Here is an 18725-nt window from a genome sequence, read left to right as displayed (position 1 = left end):
ATTTCTTTCGATAAGATGCATTGAATCTTATACCAATAATAGTAAGGAAACATAAAATGTTTAGTAATGTTTATACAAGTATGCGGTTAGCCTATTTGGGAGTCGCACTTTCATTATTGAGTGCGTGTGGAGGTTCATCTAACGATGATGTAGATGACATTAACAATGCAGGGAAGGAGAAGCCTCCTGCGGAAGTTAAATATGATGTTACAGGTGTTGTTGAAGGACTAAAAGCCAAATACAGCACTAATGAATTAGTCAATATAGACGTTAATCTATTAGGCGATGACAAGCCGCTAAGCTCTAAAGATGGTTGGCTTGTGAAATATAAGTTGTATCAAATTTCCTCTGCAGGAGGTGAGCAACTCATTGATGAGAGAGGCGGTATGTTTGATCAACAAACTCAACGATGGAAAATTTCTTTTTCTGCAAGCGAAAGCGCTATGAATGTTCAGTTAAAGTTGCAAGCAGGCTGTTCAGTTACAAGTGGTCTTTGTGCTGACAAAGCAGGTAGTAATAAGGACAAACAGTGGGAGCAAACTTTTGAGTATTCAGTAAACGCAGTCCTGGATCATAGAGTTAATATTACTAACACGACTGAATATTCTGGTGCAACTTCGCTGATTTCTCTAGAAAATGGCGATCTGGTGGCTTTATATAACCACGGACTATCCGATACACATAGTAGAGTTAGTATTTCATCTGATAATGGCCAATCCTGGGTTCAAACGTCTAGCTTAAATGTTGAGACTCTTGGCGATTTTGCTATTGAAACAGGAAAACTATTTGAAGATAAAAGTGGCAACTTACTGGCTGTAGGTAATTGTAACGAATCTTCATTGTGTATATTAAAAAGTGATAGTGAAAGCCTTTGGAGTAAGATTTCAGAAATAGACTTTTCTAATTATGACAGCTGTGATGGTGGGGCTGATTTTCCATGTTCTAATGCGCGTCTAGTTCCCGGCTCGTTAATTCAACTGAAAAACGGTAAATATATGCTGAGCTATCTATTTGCTCCGGGAGCAAATAGCGCTGAGCTAGATGTATATATTCGTATTTCGGATGATTTAGTGAATTGGAGCGAGGAGAAGCGAGTTGCAGGCAATGGATTTGATCGTTCTGAATCCAATGTAAATGCAATCGCATTACCTGATGGTAGAGTTTTACTTAGTTATACACCATTTGATTCAGAGTTAATTACAATTTTGATCTCGAACGATGGAGAGAACTTTGAAACACTCCAGAAGCTTAACACCGCCTCTATCCCAAGATCTGTTTCTTTAATTAACCACAACGGCTCCACTCGTCTGTTCTATTCCGCAGATTATGGTAATTTTTACAGTAGTAGCCTTGGTGAAGCAGAGTTGTTTACAAAGCCACAACTGATAAAGGAGTTTGATTATTCTGATATACGTACTTCTGATGAGCCGCTTGTAACTGATCTAATTGATGGCACTCTCGGCGTGATATATACAAAAAAATTAAATGAGCAACATGACGTTTTCTTCGAAAATCTGGGAGCGGCTAGAGAAGGAGTGCATTAATTAGCTCATGCCAAGTAGTACACTTAATATGGAGCGTTCAAGCTAGTTGAACGATTTTTCAGAGTGTTTATTATAGGCTGCGACGTAGGTTGTGGCCTATTTTTATGTCTGAGCCTATAAATCTGAGCCTCTAAAGTTAGAGAGTACTATTAGATCTCAGTCTTGAAATTGCTCAGAAGCCAAAAGAAGAATTGGAGAACAAGGCCTGCCCGCGAATTGAACTAACCAAGCTCCAACTGCCTCTGAATAAGTAAAAAGAAAAGGCCATTCGAGCTTAAAACGAGTGGCGTTAAATGCAGAACACAACTTTTGGTTAAATACCAGTATATGGAATGCACCTTTAAGTTCGTTGTTAGTAGTTCCTATCCACAGAAAGTTTAGCAAGCCCAATAAGTGCCTCTTTATGCACTGAGTCAGGTAAAACGCTTAATTGTGCAATTGCTTTTTGGGCTTCTTCTTGGGCTTTAGCCATCGTGAAGTCAAGTGCTTTGGTCTCGGCTAGTGTTGCTAAAATATCTTCAAGATAATCAAGTCCATTACCACTTTCTATCGCTGTTCTGATCTGAGCTGATTGCTGAGCATTTGCATACTGCATTGCATAAATAAGCGGAAGCGTAGGTTTACCCTCAGCGAGATCATCACCAATATTCTTGCCAAGTAATTCTGCGTTAGCACTATAGTCAAGAATATCGTCTACAAGTTGGAAGGCTGTGCCTAAATGCATACCGTAAAGCTTAAGCGCAGTTTTAATTTCGTCTGATTGCTCTAGCACTACAGCGGGTAGTAAAGTCGCAGCTTCAAATAGCTTTGCCGTTTTGCTGTAGATAACCTGCATATAACTCTTTTCAGTTGTATCTGGGTCATTACAGTTCATTAACTGTAACACCTCGCCTTCTGCGATGATATTAGTCGCATCGGCCAAAATCTGCATGACTTCCATATTACCAAGGCCGACCATCAGCTGGAATGATCGAGTGTAGATAAAGTCACCAACCAATACGCTGGCCGCATTTCCAAACTCTGCATTTGCTGTCGGTTCTCCACGGCGCAGTAATGACTCATCAACCACGTCATCGTGGAGTAACGTTGCAGTGTGAATAAACTCTACAATTGTTGCTAGCGTGATATGTTTATCACCTTCGTAACCTAATGCTCGTGCGGCCAAAAGGGCTAACATTGGGCGGATGCGTTTACCTCCGCTATTTACAATGTATAAACCTAGCTGTTTTACAAGTGCAACATCAGATTGCATTTGTTGATGTATAAGTTGGTTGACGTCAAGCATATCTTGCTTAACCAAATTTTGGATAGTTTTTATATCCATTGCGCTCCGAGCCAATCTATTAACCGAAAATGAATAAACTTGGCGATTGTACTACAAAAAAATCATCGACTCGATAAATTGTCGTAGTTGCTTATAAAAAAACGTTTTTATGCTTACTTTTTGTGCTTTCAATGGTTTCGCAAGGGGTGAAATAGGTACGGTGAAATCTCATTTGGTACTGTATTAGGTAAACTATAGATTCGCCTTTTGTCTGATGAATTGAGAGAAAAAAGAGCTTGGCTTTGACATTTTTTTGACTAGAATAGGAGAAAATATTTGATTGCCCTCATACGAGCTAAATTTTATTCACTTTCTTCAAATTTGCTCTTGCGCCAAGATACGCATTAGCGTAAACTTCGCGCCCTATTGAAGAATATTAAGTTGCGTCGATTTGAGGGCGCACAGACGGAGTTAATTATGTACGCGGTTTTCCAAAGTGGTGGTAAACAGCACCGTGTGACTGAAGGTCAAACAATTCGTTTAGAAAAGCTAAACGTTGAAACTGGTGCAGCAGTTGAATTTGATTCAGTACTTCTAATTGCTGATGGTGAAAAGATCGAGATCGGTGCACCGTTTGTTAACGGTGGTAAAATTACAGCTGAAGTTGTATCTCACGGTCGTGGCGAGAAGATTAAGATTGTTAAATTTAGACGTCGTAAGCATTCTCGTAAGCAGATGGGCCACCGTCAGTGGTTCACTGAAGTTAAAATCACTGGCATTAGCGCTTAATTTTTAGAGGTACAGAGAGATGGCACATAAGAAGGCAGCTGGTAGTACTCGTAACGGTCGCGATTCAGAAAGTAAACGCTTAGGTGTTAAACGTTTTGGTGGCGAATCAGTTTTAGCGGGTAGCATCATCGTTCGTCAACGTGGTACACGTTTCCACGCTGGTTCTAACGCAGGTATCGGTAAAGACCACACAATCTTCGCAAAAGCAGACGGTAAAGTTGTTTTTGAGCAGAAAGGTCCTTTAAACCGTAAATACGTTAGCATCGTTGCTGAGTAATCGGTATTAAATACTAAAAAACCCCGCTTAGGCGGGGTTTTTTGTTTTCAGCACATCAATTACCAAATTAGCTATACCAAGGTGTATTAATACAATTGGTATTAGGAGCGATTTGTCGCTGCTGCTATAATGGTGTAGTGAATTCAGACAGAGTTAAAGAGTTTAAACCATGAAGTTTGTCGATGAAGTAGAGATTAGAGCGGAAGCCGGAGATGGGGGCAGTGGTGTCGTTTCATTCCGCCGCGAAAAGTTTGTGCCAGATGGTGGCCCAGACGGTGGTGATGGTGGCGATGGCGGTAGTGTATTCCTGCAGGCTGATGAAAATTTAAATACGCTTATCGACTATCAGTTTGAACGCTTTCACAGGGCTGAACGTGGTACCAATGGCCAAGGCCGTAATTGTACAGGTAAAAAAGGTCAGGACTTAGTACTTAAGGTACCAGTTGGTACAAGAGTTACAGATGTCGATACTGAAGAGTGTTTGGGTGATTTGACCAAAAATGGACAAAAGCTGATCGTAGCGAAAGGTGGGTATCATGGTCTTGGTAATACGCGTTTTAAGTCAAGTACTAATCGCGCACCAAGACAGAAAACGCTAGGTACTCAAGGTGAAGTTCGTAACCTTCGCTTAGAATTAATGCTGCTTGCAGACGTCGGTTTGTTAGGTCTGCCAAATGCTGGTAAATCTACGTTTATCCGTAGCGTATCTGCAGCTAAACCAAAAGTCGCTGACTATCCATTTACTACGCTAGTACCTAATTTAGGTGTTGTGAGACCTGAAGCGAGCAAGTCATTTGTAATTGCTGATATCCCAGGCCTAATTGAAGGTGCTGCGGATGGTGCAGGTCTTGGCATTCGTTTCTTAAAGCACTTAGAGCGCTGTCGGGTGTTATTACACATTATTGACGTGATGCCGGTTGACGGTAGTGATCCTGTCGAGAATGGCTTCGCTATTATTAACGAACTGCATCAATACAGCCCTAAATTAGCGGAAAAGCCTCGCTGGTTAGTGCTAAATAAAGTGGATTTATTGCTTGAAGAAGAAAGAGAAGAAGTATGCGCCCGTATTGCTGAAGAGCTAGACGCAGAAAACTTTTATATGATCTCTGCTGCAAACAAGTTAAATACGCAACCTTTGTGCTTTGATATCATGAACCTTCTCGAAAGCATGCCAAAAGATAAATTCGAAGAAGAGCTGCAAGAAGAAGTTGAATTTAAGTGGGACACATACCACAGACATGCAACTAAAAATGATAAAGACGATGATGATGACTGGGATGATTGGGATGACGACGACTACGATGTGGAAGTTATTTACGAGCGTTAAGTTACATTGAGTTTACTCTAAGAGGCCCATTATATGGGCCTTTTTTATGCCTATTTGAACAGTGTAATACTTCAAATCAGTATTCTCGCCGCAATTCTGTTGAAGATGATATACTAATCAACCTGAACTCGGGATAACAACTTGTTCTCTAGCAGCTGTTATCCCTTACTACTGCGTTAAATTTGTTTGCAATAGGCCAGCTATTGATGCACAAATTTGCCTTGTATTAAGAAATAACTTCTGGCTAGAGTGATACTACGCTTTTGAGCTTAGTGATTTTAGTGGATTAACTTACTTCTTATTCCGAGTTCAGGTTAATCAAATATCTTGCATGCTAATTGTATGTATAAACTAATACTAAAATACTATAAAGGTGCGTTGTGGTAATTTCAATGATAGCTGCGATGGCAAATAACCGTGTTATCGGAAAAGATAACGATATGCCGTGGCACTTACCTGCAGATCTTCAACATTTCAAAAAGGTTACGCTAGGTAAACCTGTGATCATGGGTCGAAAAACATTTGAGTCTATTGGTAGGCCTCTGCCGGGTCGTAGAAACATAGTGATATCCAGAAATCTTGACTACACTCAGGAAGGTATAGAGGTCGTCGCTTCGCCTGAAGCCGCATTGAGTACTGTTGAAGGGTGTGACGAAATTATGATAATTGGTGGTGGTCATATATATGACATATTTCTACCTTATGCTCAGCGACTCTATTTGACCTTCATCGATTTAGAGGTTGAAGGGGATACTCAATTTCCTGACTACGAGCAGGTTGCTGAATGGGAAGTGCTTGAAACTGAGTGTAACGAACCTGACGAGAGAAATAACCATAGTTATAAATTCGTAACTCTGAACAAAAAACTATGAGTTTCTTGCTAACAATTGTTTAGGTTGCTAAAATATAGCCAGTTATATGCTACGAATAAAGTATTAAAGGGTCTGTGTAATGAAATTAACTACCGTGCTACTGTCAGCTTCCATCGCTGTTGCTGCTTTTTCTTTCAGCAAACCGGTAAGTGCAAACGATCAGTTGGCGCTTTCTATATGTGAATATATCGCTGCGGACGATAAAAATCGCATTCGTAACGCTTTGAAAACATCACGCCTTAAAATGCGTAATGTTTACGATGCAATTCAGTGCAACGGTAATAACTTACTAAGACATGCAATTGCTAGCAACGCAAACGATGCTGGGGAATACATTATTAAAAGTATTCCAAAAAGCGCGTTAGAAGACGGTAAAGATTTAGCATGGGCTGAGTCAAACCACGGTGGTTCAGCATTGATTGCTGTCATTAAAGAGCGTGCAGGCCTTTAATTGTAAAGTTTACGCAATATGAAAAGAGCCCTTACTAGGGCTTTTTTTATGCCTGGATTTATTATCGCGTAATTTTTCTAGAAATGTTTTTTTGATTAGAATCAGCTTCCTTCCAATTTTTGTAATAAATTTTTGCTAAGGCTCTTGAGAAATCGAGTAATCGTGCCAATACTATTGTTAAGGGTAAACGCAAAAGAAGGATTGCATATGAAGATTAATTTATCTGGCCATCACGTAGATGTAACCGATGCTGTTAAAAACCACGTTCATGAAAAGTTTGCCAAGATCGCTAACCATTTTCCGTCGTTGTTATCCCTAGACATCATCGTCAGCAAAGAACACAAACAATTTTACACGGAGATAAGTACAAACTACGCTGGTAGCCGAATATCGGTAAAAGGTGAAGACGAAGTGATGTATCCTGCTATTGCCAAAGCGTCTAAAAAGTTGGATGCAGCTTTGAAGCACCGAAAAGGTCAGTTAAAAGCCAATAAACATCAGAAGCCGGTGAGTACAACGCCACCTATTGCGCACGAGATCATTCAAGAAATGGAACTGAAATAACCTTAGTTTCAGATAAACATCAGGCCCTACGGGGCCTTTTTTGATACACTTCCCCAATCATCCTAGCTAGCCTTAATTACGAGCATATGCCAAATTACCAAGAAATTTTAGAACAGGCTGTGCAGCGAGTTCAACCGTTGTTACGCCAAGGCAAAGTTGCTAACTATATTCCTGCTTTAGCTGAGCAGCCATTAGAACAATTTTCTGTTTCACTGCATACGGTAGATGGCGAAACTTATAGTGCCGGAGATACTGAAGCCAGATTTACGATTCAATCAGTATCCAAAGTAATGACATTGACGTTAGCGCTGCAGCGCTATGGTGACGAGCTTTGGAGTCGGGTAGGGAAAGAGCCTTCGGGTACAGCTTTTAACTCCTTAACTCAGCTTGAGTTCGAAAATGGCATTCCAAGAAATCCATTTATAAATGCAGGTGCCATTGTAACTTGTGATGCGCTGTACTCTCGTTTATCTGCTCCAATTCATACCATGCTAGAAAGCTATAGAGCGATGTCTGGTAACGACAGGCTGTGTATTAATAAGATTGTGGCGCAGTCTGAATATGATCACAGGTATAGAAATGCAGCGATGGCTTATTTGATGAAGTCATTTGGCAATTTTAATAATGAAGTCGAGGATGTGTTATGGTCATATTTCAATTTTTGCGCAATTGAAATGAATACCACTGAGTTGGCGAAGTCATTTTCCTATCTGTCTAGTCAGGGTTACTGCAACTTATCAAAACAGCGGATACTTACCAAAAAACAAACCAAGCAAATGAACTCGCTGTTGTTTACGAGTGGTCTTTACGATGCAGCTGGTGACTTCGGTTATCGAGTGGGGATGCCTGGCAAGTCTGGTGTCGGGGGGGCGATAATCGCCATCGTACCCAATCGTTTTACGGTTTCGGTATGGTCGCCAGGGCTTGATAAAGTTGGTAACTCTTTGGCTGGGATCGCGGCATTAGAATACCTATCCAACGAACTTGGTACTGCTATTTTTTGATGCCAAGTTATATACAAACTAGATGATATAAAAATAGCGACCGAAGTCGCTATTTTTACCAATCCTAATCAAGCTAAGAACCGTTATTGTTCCCAGTATGATTGCTCTAGTGAGTCTTCACGCTCAGGTAGGCCTCGAGATAACCTTGGAGAGTGTTGAACGAGTACCTCGTAGCTTGCACGGTTTGCATACTTGCTTATCTGTGCCAGCGATGAATAGGTAATTGCACTTTGCTCATGTTTTGCTGAGTTTGGTACATTTAGTTTATGGTATTCATTGGCACAAATATCATGCAAAACAGCGGCAAGAGCGCAGTCACCTGCACCATTAGTATTCTTGATGATGTCTGGTCCACCCATATAAGGAGCGGTATGGCTGTATGCTCTGATAGGCTGTTCACACTGGGCTTTTTTCATTGCGCGTGAGAATTCGTAGCGATTAAATTCAGGAATAGCACCGGGAAGTAATGGGTATTCAGTCACACGCTTACAGCAGTCATCAACATAACCCGCCATAAACAACCCTTTAGGGCCTGCAGTACAGATGACCAGATCAACCCAGTCCAGTGCTTTATCCGCAGCGAGAAGTGGATCGCTAAAGCCTGTGATCGCCTCTCCTTCTTCTTCGTTCATCGCAAGGATATCAACATGTTTAGCAACGAAGTCAGCCCACCATTTGGGGTCTTGTTCAATTAAGAACTTAGTACCAAGCGTCAATACTACGGGTATGCCGGCATTATTGGCATACTCAACCGCCTGCATTGTTGCTTGTGTCATGGTTTCGTCGCCACTCGTACGCATCAAATAAGCGCTGATCACTAACGCCGATGATTCTTCGATAAGCGTTTGGCAAATAGACTCAGGACGTAGGTGATTCATTAATCCTGCGCTGATAGCAAAAGTGCGCTCACCACTGTCATCAATAAGTGTAAAGCAACGACCAATGGGGCCATCAACTGGCTGCAAGTAGTCCAGATCAACTCGGCTTGAGGTGTTACATAAAAATTTATAGGCGTAGCTGCCAATTTTTATGTTTTCACTCATCACCCCAAGTAGGACTGAGCGGTCATCTGCTAGCACCGAATAGTTGTGCATGGTGTTACCTATGGTACCGCCGGCAAATTCATAGTCGATCATGTCATCACGTTTTAGCCTATCATAAAGGGCGTTGGTGACATCATTGTCTATCACTTGTGACATACCACGCTGTAAGTGGAATTCATCAAGAAAAGCTTGATCCACTTTCGCTTCAATATCAACGACGATTTGATCTATACCACAGATATAGCTCCTTTTTAGCCGATCATCAGCGTGTAACTGGTTAATAAGCGGATCTTTATCTTCCACCGGAAAATAGTGTTTATGCCTACGGCGTCCCGGAAATTTCATATTCTACCCGTGTGTTTTTGAGCTTACGAAATAAAAAAAGCGGCGAATTATAGCGTAAATCCAACCCTGTGAGCCACGGCAAAATTGCGAAAATTATCAATAATGTCCGCAAAATATTAAAAAGATGTTGGTAACATCCTGAGTTTGCTTATAAAAGCAGCTGTATTGGTGACTGTGATTATTTAAGAATAGCAGCTTAACCAGAGCTCTGCAGGAGGTGATATACTCCATTTTAGGTGAGGACGACTATAAAATTACCATGTCAGAAGTAAAAGATGATCAATATTGGATGAAAGTGGCGTTAGCATTTGCTGACAAAGCTGAAGCGGAGAACGAAATTCCTGTCGGTGCTGTTGTAGTGAAAGATGGTGAAATGATAGCTGCGGGTTGGAACCGTTCAATTACCTGTCATGATCCTTCGGCTCACGCTGAAATGATGGCTATTCGAGAAGCTGGCAAAGTCGTTGAAAATTATCGGCTGATTGATTGCACTTTATATGTGACGCTTGAGCCATGCCCTATGTGTGCCGGTTTACTGGTCCATAGCCGCTTGAGCCGAGTGGTGTTTGGAGCCTCTGACGCAAAAACGGGCGCGGCCGGTTCGATAATGAACTTGTTACAGCATGAAAAGCTCAACCACCAACTAGAAGTTACATCGGGCGTACTGGGTGAGACATGTGGCGAAAAGCTGTCTGCATTTTTCAAGCGCAGACGCCAAGAGATCAAAGCTGCAAAAAAGTTGAAAAACGGTAGTACTTAGGGTTGTACTACCGCAGTGGCTGTTTTCGCATCCCTTTGCTCTTCCATTTGAATTAGCGCAAAAATACGATGGCGCAAGAGCATTTTACGGTGTGCATTTTTCATCATTACACGGCGGCGATTTGGCGACGTGTATTTGGTGTTACGTTTAAATTGATGATTCCGACGTCTTCTCAACATAGAACCTCCGAATGTGAGAGATTAGGTGGGGGTACCGCCCCCAAATATTAATTTAGTATAAATACGCTATGCCTATGACAGATTTATGACCTTTTGAAGCATTTATCAAGCCAGTTTAGTAAATATAAATTACTGCTGCTTCTCGACTTCACTTGCTTTGTCTGGATTATCAACCGGAGTAGTTTGCGAAGAGGCTTTACTGCTGTCAGGTAGGAGTGCACCGTTGTCTTCCAACCATACAAGTGCATCATAATAGCGGCGAATATTATCTACATACGTTACCGCAACATCACCACGAGCATATCCATATCTTGTATTTCGATAGTAGCGCTTTTTAGTAAGTAGTGGTAGTCGTTTTTTAACGTCTGCCCAGTTATTCGGATCGCCTCCTTGATCCGCAGTAATGTTACGCGCATCTCGCACATGGCCCCAGCCCACATTGTAGGAAGCAAGGGCAAACCAGGTACTATCGGGCTGCTGTATTTCTTCAGGCATACGGTCGAATAAAATACGTAGGTATTTGGCACCACCTTCAATATTTTGTTGGGCATTGAGGCGGTTTGTCACGCCAACTTTTTTAGCCGTGGGTTGTGTTAGCATCATGATGCCACGAACCCCAGTTGGAGACTTAGCTCTGGGATCCCACATCGATTCTTGATAGCTGACCGCAGCAAGTAGACGCCAATCGATATTGTGCTGTTTCGAATAACTTTTAAACCACTTGAGATAGGTGGGTAAGGTACTATGTACAGCTTCGACAAAGGCTAAGGTGTTTACATAGTTAAACTCTTCGATATGACCAAAATACTTCTCTTCGAGCGTGGCCAAAAAGTTGTTTTGTTGTACTCGGGCGAAAAATGCAGGCAGCAACGCATATAACGAATCGTCTTTTTCGTTACGCATCATCCACGCCACATGTTCATCTTTTGTAACTGAAAACGCAATACTGACGGTTGGGTGGTAGCGTCTAAATAGGGCCAGTGAATGTGAGTCTGTGATGGTGTAGTCAATCTCTCCGTCAATGATGGCCTGAAGCAGCTCTTCTTCACCTTTATCTGAGACGACTTCCCAACTCAAATGAGGATGGCTTGTTTTTGCTTCTTCGAGGGCAATAACATGGTTGCTGTGTGCTAGTACGGTAATTGGCGCTTTAATATCATCAAAGTCTCTTGGCCATTCTCTCCCTTGTTTGTACACGAGCTTTTGACTGATCATTCTATACGTCGGGCCAAAACGATATTGCGCTGTTCTTGATGGGTGAAAGCTTACTGCGGAGGCAACGATATCTAAGTCCCCGGCATCTAGCCTTGCAAATAACTCATCTAGATTAAAGTAAGGAACGATGTGTAATTCAACACCAAGCTCATTGGCAAATTCACTCGCCAGTTCATATTCGAACCCTTGTTCTCCAGTGGTGCCTTGGTAGTAGTTTCCCGGGCCCGCGAGCGTGCCAACACGTAATACCTTATTTTGTTTTACATGTTGCAACTGATTAAGAGGGGCTTTGTCGCACCCAACTAAACAGATGACAACAAAGCACATAAAGATGTATTTATACATGACCTAGGTTCTCTTTTGCGCTCGAAATCCCAACTTACCGCAGCAAAATCATAATTGCAAAAGCCGAATTAACTTAAGGTAATGATGGATTTGCATGATATTTTCTAGTTTTGACAAATTAGTGTTAATTCCGCGCGCTATTTCCACTATAATGAGCGCCCAAAGATATCGTTCAATCCTTAACCCCGGATGAAAATACCTATGTTAATCCTACGTGGTGCACCTGCACTTTCAGATTTCAAAGTCCAAAAGATCCTTAAAACCTGCGCTGCAGCTCAATTACCAGTTACCAATGTTTATGCCGAGTTTATGCATTTTGCTGATTTAACGGCTGAGCTTTCAGAGGCTGAGTTAACTAAGCTAAACAGCCTGTTAAAGTATGGACCGACTATTACGGAGCACACGCCAGAGGGCAAACTGATCTTGGTAACACCAAGGATCGGAACTATCTCTCCTTGGGCTTCTAAAGCGACAGATATTGCAAACAACTGTGGTCTTACGCAAGTACACCGTGTTGAGCGTGGTATTGCTTATTATGTTGAGGGTGAACTTACACAAGCTCAGTTCGAAGAAGTTGCACAGTTACTTCATGACCGCATGACCGAATCTGTTCATGCAGAGCTTGATGATGCTGCTAAATTATTCCGCACGGAAACGCCTCGCCCGATGTCTTCAGTGGATATTCTTGGCGGCGGCCGTGAAGCACTTGCGGTTGCGAACGTTGAGCAGGGCTTTGCACTAGCTGATGACGAAATTGACTACTTAGTCGAAAGCTTTGAAAAGCTAGGTCGTAACCCTAATGACATCGAACTGTTCATGTTCGCTCAAGCAAACTCCGAGCACTGTCGTCACAAAATTTTCAACGCTGATTGGACTATCGATGGTGTAGAGCAGCCTAAGTCGCTGTTTAAAATGATTAAGAACACCTACGAAACCAATAGCGACAATGTATTGTCGGCTTATAAGGATAACGCGGCAGTAATGACTGGCTCTAAAGCGGGTCGTTTCTTCCCAAATACTGACGGCGAATACGCTTACCACGAGGAAGATATCCACATTCTGATGAAAGTGGAAACGCACAACCACCCAACGGCGATTGCTCCATTTTCTGGCGCATCAACAGGTTCAGGTGGCGAAATCCGCGATGAAGGTGCAACCGGTCGTGGTTCTAAGCCAAAAGCAGGTTTAGTTGGCTTCACGGTTTCTAACCTTCGTATTCCAGGTTTTGAGCAACCTTGGGAAACTAACTTTGGTAAACCAGGACGCATTGTTAATGCATTAGACATCATGCTTGATGGACCACTTGGTGGTGCTGCATTTAACAACGAGTTTGGTCGTCCAAACCTATTGGGTTACTTCCGTACTTACGAAGAAAAAGTAGAAAGCCATAATGGCGCTGAAGTACGTGGTTACCACAAGCCAATCATGATCGCAGGTGGTTTAGGTAATATCCGTGAAGATCACGTGCAAAAAGGCTCGATCCCTGTAGGTGCTAAGCTAATCGCACTTGGTGGTCCTGCAATGAACATCGGTCTTGGCGGTGGTGCAGCTTCATCAATGGCATCTGGCCAATCAAACGAAGATTTAGACTTTGCTTCTGTTCAGCGTGAAAACCCTGAAATGGAACGTCGTTGTCAGGAAGTGATCGATAAATGTTGGCAGCTTGGTGATGATAACCCAATCGCGTTTATTCATGATGTGGGCGCGGGTGGTTTATCAAATGCATTTCCTGAGCTTGTCGACGACGGCGGCCGTGGTGGTAAATTCCAGCTGCGTAACATCCCGAACGATGAACCAGGTATGGCACCACACGAAATCTGGTGTAACGAGTCGCAAGAGCGCTATGTATTGGCTGTTGCAGCGGAAGACTTTGCTCGCTTTGAAGCAATTTGTAAGCGTGAGCGCGCACAATATGCGGTAATCGGTGAAGCGACGGAAGAGCGTCATCTAACAGTAGCTGATAGCCACTTTGATAATAATCCTGTGGACCTGCCACTAGACGTATTACTTGGCAAGCCACCTAAAATGCATCGTGACGTTGAGTCAAAGCGTGTAGTGGGTACAGCATTAGATACAGCTGGTATTGAACTTGAAGATGCAGCTAAGCGTTTACTTCGCCTACCTACGATTGCTGAGAAAACATTCCTTATCACGATTGGTGACAGAACCGTAACGGGTCTGGTTGCACGTGACCAAATGGTTGGCCCTTGGCAGGTACCAGTCGCTAACTGCGCGGTAACTGCGGCAACTTACGATACTTACCACGGTGAAGCGATGTCGATGGGTGAGCGCACCCCTGCGGCACTACTTAACTATGGAGCATCAGCGCGTCTAGCAGTAGCAGAAGCGTTAACCAATATCGCTGGTGCTAATATCGGTAGCCTAAACAACATTAAGCTTTCTGCAAACTGGATGGCGGCTGCGGGTCACCCAGGCGAAGATGCGGGTCTGTACGAAGCGGTTAAAGCGGTTGGTGAAGAATTATGTCCGGCATTAGGCCTTACAATCCCAGTTGGTAAAGACTCAATGTCGATGAAGACAAAGTGGGATGAAAATGGCGAAGAAAAGTCAGTGACTGCGCCATTATCGCTTATCATCACTGCATTTGGTCGTGTTGAGGATATTCGCAAAACAGTCACGCCTGAGCTTCGTACTGATAAGGGTGAAACCAGCCTATTCCTACTTGACTTAGGTGCTGGTCAAAACCGTCTTGGCGCGTCAAGCTTAGCGCAAGTGTACAAGCAACTTGGCGACAAGACACCTGACGTTGACAGTCCTGAGCTGTTAAAAGGCTTCTACAATGCGGTACAAACATTAGTTGAGTCTGGCAAGCTTATCGCTTACCACGACCGCTCTGACGGTGGTCTATTCACCACTGCCGCGGAAATGGCGTTTGCAGGCCATACAGGTGTGAGCATTGAATTAGATGCGCTGCAAGGTACAGACTTAGAAGTGCTATTCAATGAAGAGCTTGGCGCAGTATTGCAAGTTCGCAATGACGATATCGCTGCGGTTGAAGCGGTATTTGCTGAGCACGGTATTGCTGATATTGCACATCGCATCGGTACGCTAAACGGTGAAGACAAGGTTATCTTTACTCGTGGCGGTCAGGCAGTACTTGAAAATACTCGCACAGAGCTTCGCACTATCTGGGCTGAGACAACTTACCAGATGCAAGCGCTACGTGATAACCCTGATTGCGCGAAGCAAGAGTTTGACGCTAAGTTCGATGACAAAGATCCGGGCCTTAACGTTAAACTAAGCTTTGATCTAAACGAAGATATCGTAGCGCCTTACATTGCTAAAGGGGTGAAGCCTCAAGTTGCCATCTTGCGTGAGCAAGGCGTTAACTCACATATCGAAATGGCGGCAGCATTTAACCGTGCTGGTTTTGCGGCAATCGACGTACACATGAGCGATATCCTTGAAGGTCGCTTAACACTAGAGCAATTCAAAGGCCTAGTGGCATGTGGTGGCTTCTCATACGGTGACGTATTAGGTGCTGGTGAAGGCTGGGCTAAATCAATCCTATTCCATGACTCAGCACGTGAGCAATTCCAAGGCTTCTTCCAACGCCAAGATACTTTCAGCTTAGGTGTTTGTAATGGTTGTCAGATGCTTTCTACATTAAAAGAGCTGATCCCAGGCACGGAAAACTGGCCACGTTTTGTCACCAACAAGTCAGAGCGTTTTGAAGCGCGTTTCAGCTTAGTTGAAGTACAGCAAAGCCCGTCAATCTTCTTTGATGGTATGGCTGGCTCTCGCATGCCAATCGCGGTATCACATGGTGAAGGTCATGCTGAGTTTGCAAGCGAAGCGGCGGTACAAACGGCACTGAATTCAGGTTCAGTTGCTGTGAAGTTTGTTGATAACTACGGTGATCCAACCACTCAGTATCCAGCTAACCCGAATGGTTCACCTGCTGGTATTACAGGCATGACGTCAACAGACGGTCGTGCAACTGTGATGATGCCGCACCCTGAGCGTGTATTCAGAGCAGTTGCAAACTCTTGGCACCCAGATGAGTGGCAAGAAGATAGCCCTTGGATGCGTATGTTCCGCAATGCGCGTAAGCTAGTAGGCTAACATATTTGAAAAAGGTCACTTCGGTGACCTTTTTTATTCATGGCTCGATAATTATCTATCGGGTACACTGAAAGGGAAATAGCAATCATATTTTAGGGATACGAATGAAAAAATGGCTTTGGAGCTTAGCGTTGATACTCAGTGTTTTAGTGGGTGTTTACCTTGCCAGAGTTCCTTTGTCGCTCTGGGCCATTAAACATTTTATACCAGTTAATGAACTTCAGGTCAGTTGTCTTGACTGGCGCTTGTCGGGCTTCAATCGTATCCATATTACAAAAGCATGTGTGCAGACAGATGCGTTTAATGCCCAGCTTTATGATGCGCAACTAAGCATGCGCCAAGTCAATATTGAAAAAGCGAACATTCAACTTCTTCCGTCCAAAAATTCAGATGCAACTCAGCCACAGCGCCTTGCATTGCCACTCGACATCACCAGACCCAAAATGCAAGTTGCCAAGCTCTCTATATCTGGTGAGCCATTACCAAAGCCATTAGTCGTGTCGATTTCGGAGTCCGAGCTGAATCAATTTGTAGTTTCAGGTGACATCGCTGCTGAAGTTACATTGCAGCCAGAGCGTATTGCTGCAAATGTTGACCTTAGTGGCGAGTACCTCAGCGCTTTGTTACCTCCTCAGATCCAAGCACTTTCAGGAACTAGCCAGCTTGAATTCGATGGTCTGGCTATAGACGCAGAGCTAGAACTTGAAACTCTAGTGGCGCTTGAACAGGCTGAGTGTAAAGGTACCTTTGCGTATATAGGTGCTGTGTCTGGGTGGTATGATTTTGCCACGCAGCAGGGGAAGATAGCACTTGCCGAACCGATTTCAGCGAAATCAATGCTTGATTGTCTTACTTCTGAATATAGCAAACTGTTACCGACCACTTGGCAGCTTCGTTTACCGAGTGAAATCACTATTTCTGCGGATTCAATCGCGACAGGTTTACTTGAAGTGGCAGGTAAAGATAAACCGTTACAGCTTGAAGTTAATGAGTTAGCAGTCTACTTAACTGAGCTTTTCGTCAATGGTGGTATTCGCCTTGAATTTTCCGATGAAAAGTGGGGCGCGCATACACTGGCGGGAGCGCTTAGTGCGCGGCCAAATTTTGTTAATATGAGTGGGGAAATCACAAGTGACCTTCAAAAGCTTACACTGCAAGATGTTATTGCTGAGAATCTCGAGCTCAATAGCCGCTTCAAAATATCGGGTGATCCAACCGAGCTAATTACAGTTGAGGCTAAGCCGGCCATATTCTCAACCCAGTTGTCGACATCAGATTTGGTGATTGATAATCCATCTCTGACGTTTGATTTACATGTGCAGCTAGATGTGCCAAAGCTCAAAAGTGGACATCTACTACACAGAGTCTTACCTGAAGGAATGAGTTTTGCGATAACGCTTGATTCAAAACTGCAAAACCTGAGTGTTGAGAATGTAACAGCAAAACAGAGTGCGTTGAGCGGGCGAGTTGTGCTTGAGCCTACACATGATTTTGATATCAACCTCACCTTAACCAGTGCACAGATACAACAGCAGAGTTATAAACTGAATGAGTTTGCGCAGACACTGCACTGGCAAGGCTCAGTCGCGACCGGAGAAATCTTTTCAACCTTGTCGGGCAATACTAAGGTAGCAGAAGTTAACTTAGCTGATCTCAGTTTGAAAAACGTGAGCATTGACAGCAAAGGGCAGCAAAGCCGCGGATTGATGGCGTCACATGTGGTTAATATTGATGGTGTAAAGGCGTTGCTTGAGCATCAATATTCAAGCTTAAAACATCCAGCACAAATACACGTGCCCACGCAGCAGCTCACTCAACTTCAGCCATATATTGACGCATTTTTACCGAACTTAAAAATTACCCATGGTAACTTCTATGCAGTACTCGAAGGGGATTTATCCACGCGCATATTTACCTTAGACGGGAGCGTTCAAAACGGCTCTGCGTTATTTAATGAACGGCTTATTCAAAATGCAGCGATTGATGTCTTTGGTCTAATAAGTTCAGCTAATATTCAACTCAAGCCAACCACACTGAGTGTTGAAGAGTTGAGAGCTGGTGTTATCGTTCAAGCAATAACAGGCCAACTATTCAGCGAAGCAGGTGTGGCTAAACTAAAAGATATTAACGCACAGGTTTTTGCCGGTAACGTGGGGATTGATGAAGTTAGTTTGGTCTCAACGCCGCAGGTCGTTCAGGTATCGCTAGATAAACTGAGTTTAGATCTTATTGCCGCCTCTGGGCATGATGCAGGCGTTGAGCTCAGAGGGCTGATCTCAGGCAAGTTACCAGTACAAGTATCTTCATCTGGGGTGCGTATTGATTCTGGTCATATCCATAATGTTGGTGAAGGGCTATTAAAGGTTGAAAACAATGCATCAATTAATGCGCTAAAAGAGCAGCAACCTAGCTTACAAACGGTGATTGGTGTACTTGACGAGTTGACCATTGAGCAATTGAGTAGTGGCGTAAATTTAAGTGAAGACGGCTGGTTGGACTTAGATGTTAAAATTACAGGAATTAACAAACTCCAACAACAACCAGTAAACTTTAACTATACACACTCAGAAAATGTGTTTACCTTATTACGAGCCCTACGCTTGAGCGACGAGATTACGCGCGAAGTGGAAAATGCGTTAAATAAAGAGGAGCGTTAGTGA

At 43.2% G+C, this 18725-nt stretch carries 15 protein-coding genes; 11 read left to right on the top strand and 4 right to left on the bottom strand.

Annotated features, from left to right (window positions below; all coding sequences use genetic code 11):
* Nucleotides 1-56: 56 nt before the first annotated feature.
* Entirely contained in the window at nt 57-1544 is a 1488-nt protein-coding gene (locus L3V43_RS03525; protein ID WP_237115733.1) for a sialidase family protein, read from the top strand.
* 352 nt (nt 1545-1896) lie between these two features.
* Here L3V43_RS03525 and ispB read toward each other — a convergent pair whose 3' ends face one another.
* Entirely contained in the window at nt 1897-2868 is a 972-nt protein-coding gene (gene ispB, locus L3V43_RS03520; RefSeq protein ID WP_102057486.1) for an octaprenyl diphosphate synthase, read from the bottom strand.
* 417 nt (nt 2869-3285) lie between these two features.
* Here ispB and rplU point away from each other — a divergent pair, with 417 nt between their 5' ends.
* The 7 genes from rplU to glsB all read left to right on the top strand — a co-directional run bounded on the left by rplU (nt 3286) and on the right by glsB (nt 8092).
* Nucleotides 3286-3597, top strand: a complete 312-nt coding sequence (gene rplU / locus L3V43_RS03515) for a 50S ribosomal protein L21 (protein WP_010374575.1) — start codon at nt 3286-3288, stop codon at nt 3595-3597.
* A 19-nt stretch (nt 3598-3616) separates the two neighbouring features.
* Nucleotides 3617-3874 carry a 50S ribosomal protein L27 gene (gene rpmA, locus L3V43_RS03510; RefSeq protein ID WP_088529763.1) on the top strand — a complete coding sequence of 86 codons (258 nt, stop codon included), beginning with the start codon at nt 3617-3619 and terminating at the stop codon, nt 3872-3874.
* 169 nt (nt 3875-4043) lie between these two features.
* Nucleotides 4044-5201 carry an Obg family GTPase CgtA gene (gene cgtA, locus L3V43_RS03505; protein ID WP_235368308.1) on the top strand — a complete coding sequence of 386 codons (1158 nt, stop codon included), beginning with the start codon at nt 4044-4046 and terminating at the stop codon, nt 5199-5201.
* A gap of 380 nt (nt 5202-5581) precedes the next feature.
* Complete coding sequence (gene folA, locus L3V43_RS03500; RefSeq protein WP_346656503.1) at nt 5582-6073, top strand: type 3 dihydrofolate reductase; 492 nt, start codon at nt 5582-5584, stop codon at nt 6071-6073.
* 79 nt (nt 6074-6152) lie between these two features.
* Nucleotides 6153-6524 carry a DUF3718 domain-containing protein gene (locus tag L3V43_RS03495; RefSeq protein ID WP_010607605.1) on the top strand — a complete coding sequence of 124 codons (372 nt, stop codon included), beginning with the start codon at nt 6153-6155 and terminating at the stop codon, nt 6522-6524.
* Between the two features lie 207 nt (nt 6525-6731).
* Entirely contained in the window at nt 6732-7088 is a 357-nt protein-coding gene (raiA, locus tag L3V43_RS03490) for a ribosome-associated translation inhibitor RaiA (protein ID WP_010374586.1), read from the top strand.
* Between the two features lie 86 nt (nt 7089-7174).
* Nucleotides 7175-8092, top strand: a complete 918-nt coding sequence (gene glsB / locus L3V43_RS03485; protein ID WP_237115734.1) for a glutaminase B — start codon at nt 7175-7177, stop codon at nt 8090-8092.
* Between the two features lie 83 nt (nt 8093-8175).
* Here glsB and L3V43_RS03480 read toward each other — a convergent pair whose 3' ends face one another.
* On the bottom strand, nt 8176-9480 hold the full coding sequence (locus tag L3V43_RS03480; protein ID WP_174169738.1) for an inosine/guanosine kinase: 1305 nt from the start codon (nt 9478-9480) through the stop codon (nt 8176-8178).
* A gap of 259 nt (nt 9481-9739) precedes the next feature.
* Between L3V43_RS03480 and tadA the strand changes: the two genes are divergently transcribed.
* A complete protein-coding gene (gene tadA, locus L3V43_RS03475) occupies nt 9740-10240 on the top strand; it encodes a tRNA adenosine(34) deaminase TadA (protein ID WP_130163438.1) in 501 nt (166 codons plus the stop codon).
* On the opposite strand, the gene L3V43_RS03470 is transcribed toward tadA, so the two are convergent.
* Together L3V43_RS03470 and mltF are read right to left on the bottom strand one after the other, a co-directional pair.
* Complete coding sequence (locus L3V43_RS03470) at nt 10237-10419, bottom strand: hypothetical protein (protein ID WP_010374594.1); 183 nt, start codon at nt 10417-10419, stop codon at nt 10237-10239. The genes tadA and L3V43_RS03470 overlap by 4 nt on opposite strands.
* Nucleotides 10420-10548: 129 nt before the next feature.
* On the bottom strand, nt 10549-11979 hold the full coding sequence (gene mltF / locus L3V43_RS03465; protein ID WP_237115735.1) for a membrane-bound lytic murein transglycosylase MltF: 1431 nt from the start codon (nt 11977-11979) through the stop codon (nt 10549-10551).
* A gap of 201 nt (nt 11980-12180) precedes the next feature.
* Here mltF and purL point away from each other — a divergent pair, with 201 nt between their 5' ends.
* Together purL and L3V43_RS03455 are read left to right on the top strand one after the other, a co-directional pair.
* Nucleotides 12181-16065 (top strand): phosphoribosylformylglycinamidine synthase, encoded by a 3885-nt coding sequence (gene purL / locus L3V43_RS03460; RefSeq protein ID WP_237115736.1) that lies wholly within the window; start codon nt 12181-12183, stop codon nt 16063-16065.
* Nucleotides 16066-16169: 104 nt separating this feature from the next.
* Nucleotides 16170-18722 (top strand): YdbH domain-containing protein, encoded by a 2553-nt coding sequence (locus L3V43_RS03455; RefSeq protein WP_237115737.1) that lies wholly within the window; start codon nt 16170-16172, stop codon nt 18720-18722.
* The last annotated feature ends 3 nt before the right edge of the window (nt 18723-18725 follow it).

The sequence above is a fragment of the Pseudoalteromonas sp. L23 genome, assembly GCF_021728455.1.
Classification (GTDB): domain Bacteria; phylum Pseudomonadota; class Gammaproteobacteria; order Enterobacterales; family Alteromonadaceae; genus Pseudoalteromonas.
The sequence above is the reverse complement of the archived record's forward strand: the minus strand, read 5'-3'. Positions and strand labels throughout refer to the sequence as shown.

What these genes read in the sequence shown, in the direction of transcription:
- raiA (WP_010374586.1), top strand. Translation starts at nt 6,732, where the DNA reads ATGAAGATTAATTTATCTGGCCATCACGTAGATGTAACCGATGCTGTT.
- tadA (WP_130163438.1), top strand. Translation starts at nt 9,740, where the DNA reads ATGTCAGAAGTAAAAGATGATCAATATTGGATGAAAGTGGCGTTAGCA.
- ispB (WP_102057486.1), bottom strand. Translation starts at nt 2,868, where the DNA reads ATGGATATAAAAACTATCCAAAATTTGGTTAAGCAAGATATGCTTGAC.
- cgtA (WP_235368308.1), top strand. Translation starts at nt 4,044, where the DNA reads ATGAAGTTTGTCGATGAAGTAGAGATTAGAGCGGAAGCCGGAGATGGG.
- L3V43_RS03480 (WP_174169738.1), bottom strand. Translation starts at nt 9,480, where the DNA reads ATGAAATTTCCGGGACGCCGTAGGCATAAACACTATTTTCCGGTGGAA.
- L3V43_RS03455 (WP_237115737.1), top strand. Translation starts at nt 16,170, where the DNA reads ATGAAAAAATGGCTTTGGAGCTTAGCGTTGATACTCAGTGTTTTAGTG.
- purL (WP_237115736.1), top strand. Translation starts at nt 12,181, where the DNA reads ATGTTAATCCTACGTGGTGCACCTGCACTTTCAGATTTCAAAGTCCAA.
- mltF (WP_237115735.1), bottom strand. Translation starts at nt 11,979, where the DNA reads ATGTATAAATACATCTTTATGTGCTTTGTTGTCATCTGTTTAGTTGGG.
- L3V43_RS03470 (WP_010374594.1), bottom strand. Translation starts at nt 10,419, where the DNA reads ATGTTGAGAAGACGTCGGAATCATCAATTTAAACGTAACACCAAATAC.
- glsB (WP_237115734.1), top strand. Translation starts at nt 7,175, where the DNA reads ATGCCAAATTACCAAGAAATTTTAGAACAGGCTGTGCAGCGAGTTCAA.
- rpmA (WP_088529763.1), top strand. Translation starts at nt 3,617, where the DNA reads ATGGCACATAAGAAGGCAGCTGGTAGTACTCGTAACGGTCGCGATTCA.
- rplU (WP_010374575.1), top strand. Translation starts at nt 3,286, where the DNA reads ATGTACGCGGTTTTCCAAAGTGGTGGTAAACAGCACCGTGTGACTGAA.
- L3V43_RS03525 (WP_237115733.1), top strand. Translation starts at nt 57, where the DNA reads ATGTTTAGTAATGTTTATACAAGTATGCGGTTAGCCTATTTGGGAGTC.
- L3V43_RS03495 (WP_010607605.1), top strand. Translation starts at nt 6,153, where the DNA reads ATGAAATTAACTACCGTGCTACTGTCAGCTTCCATCGCTGTTGCTGCT.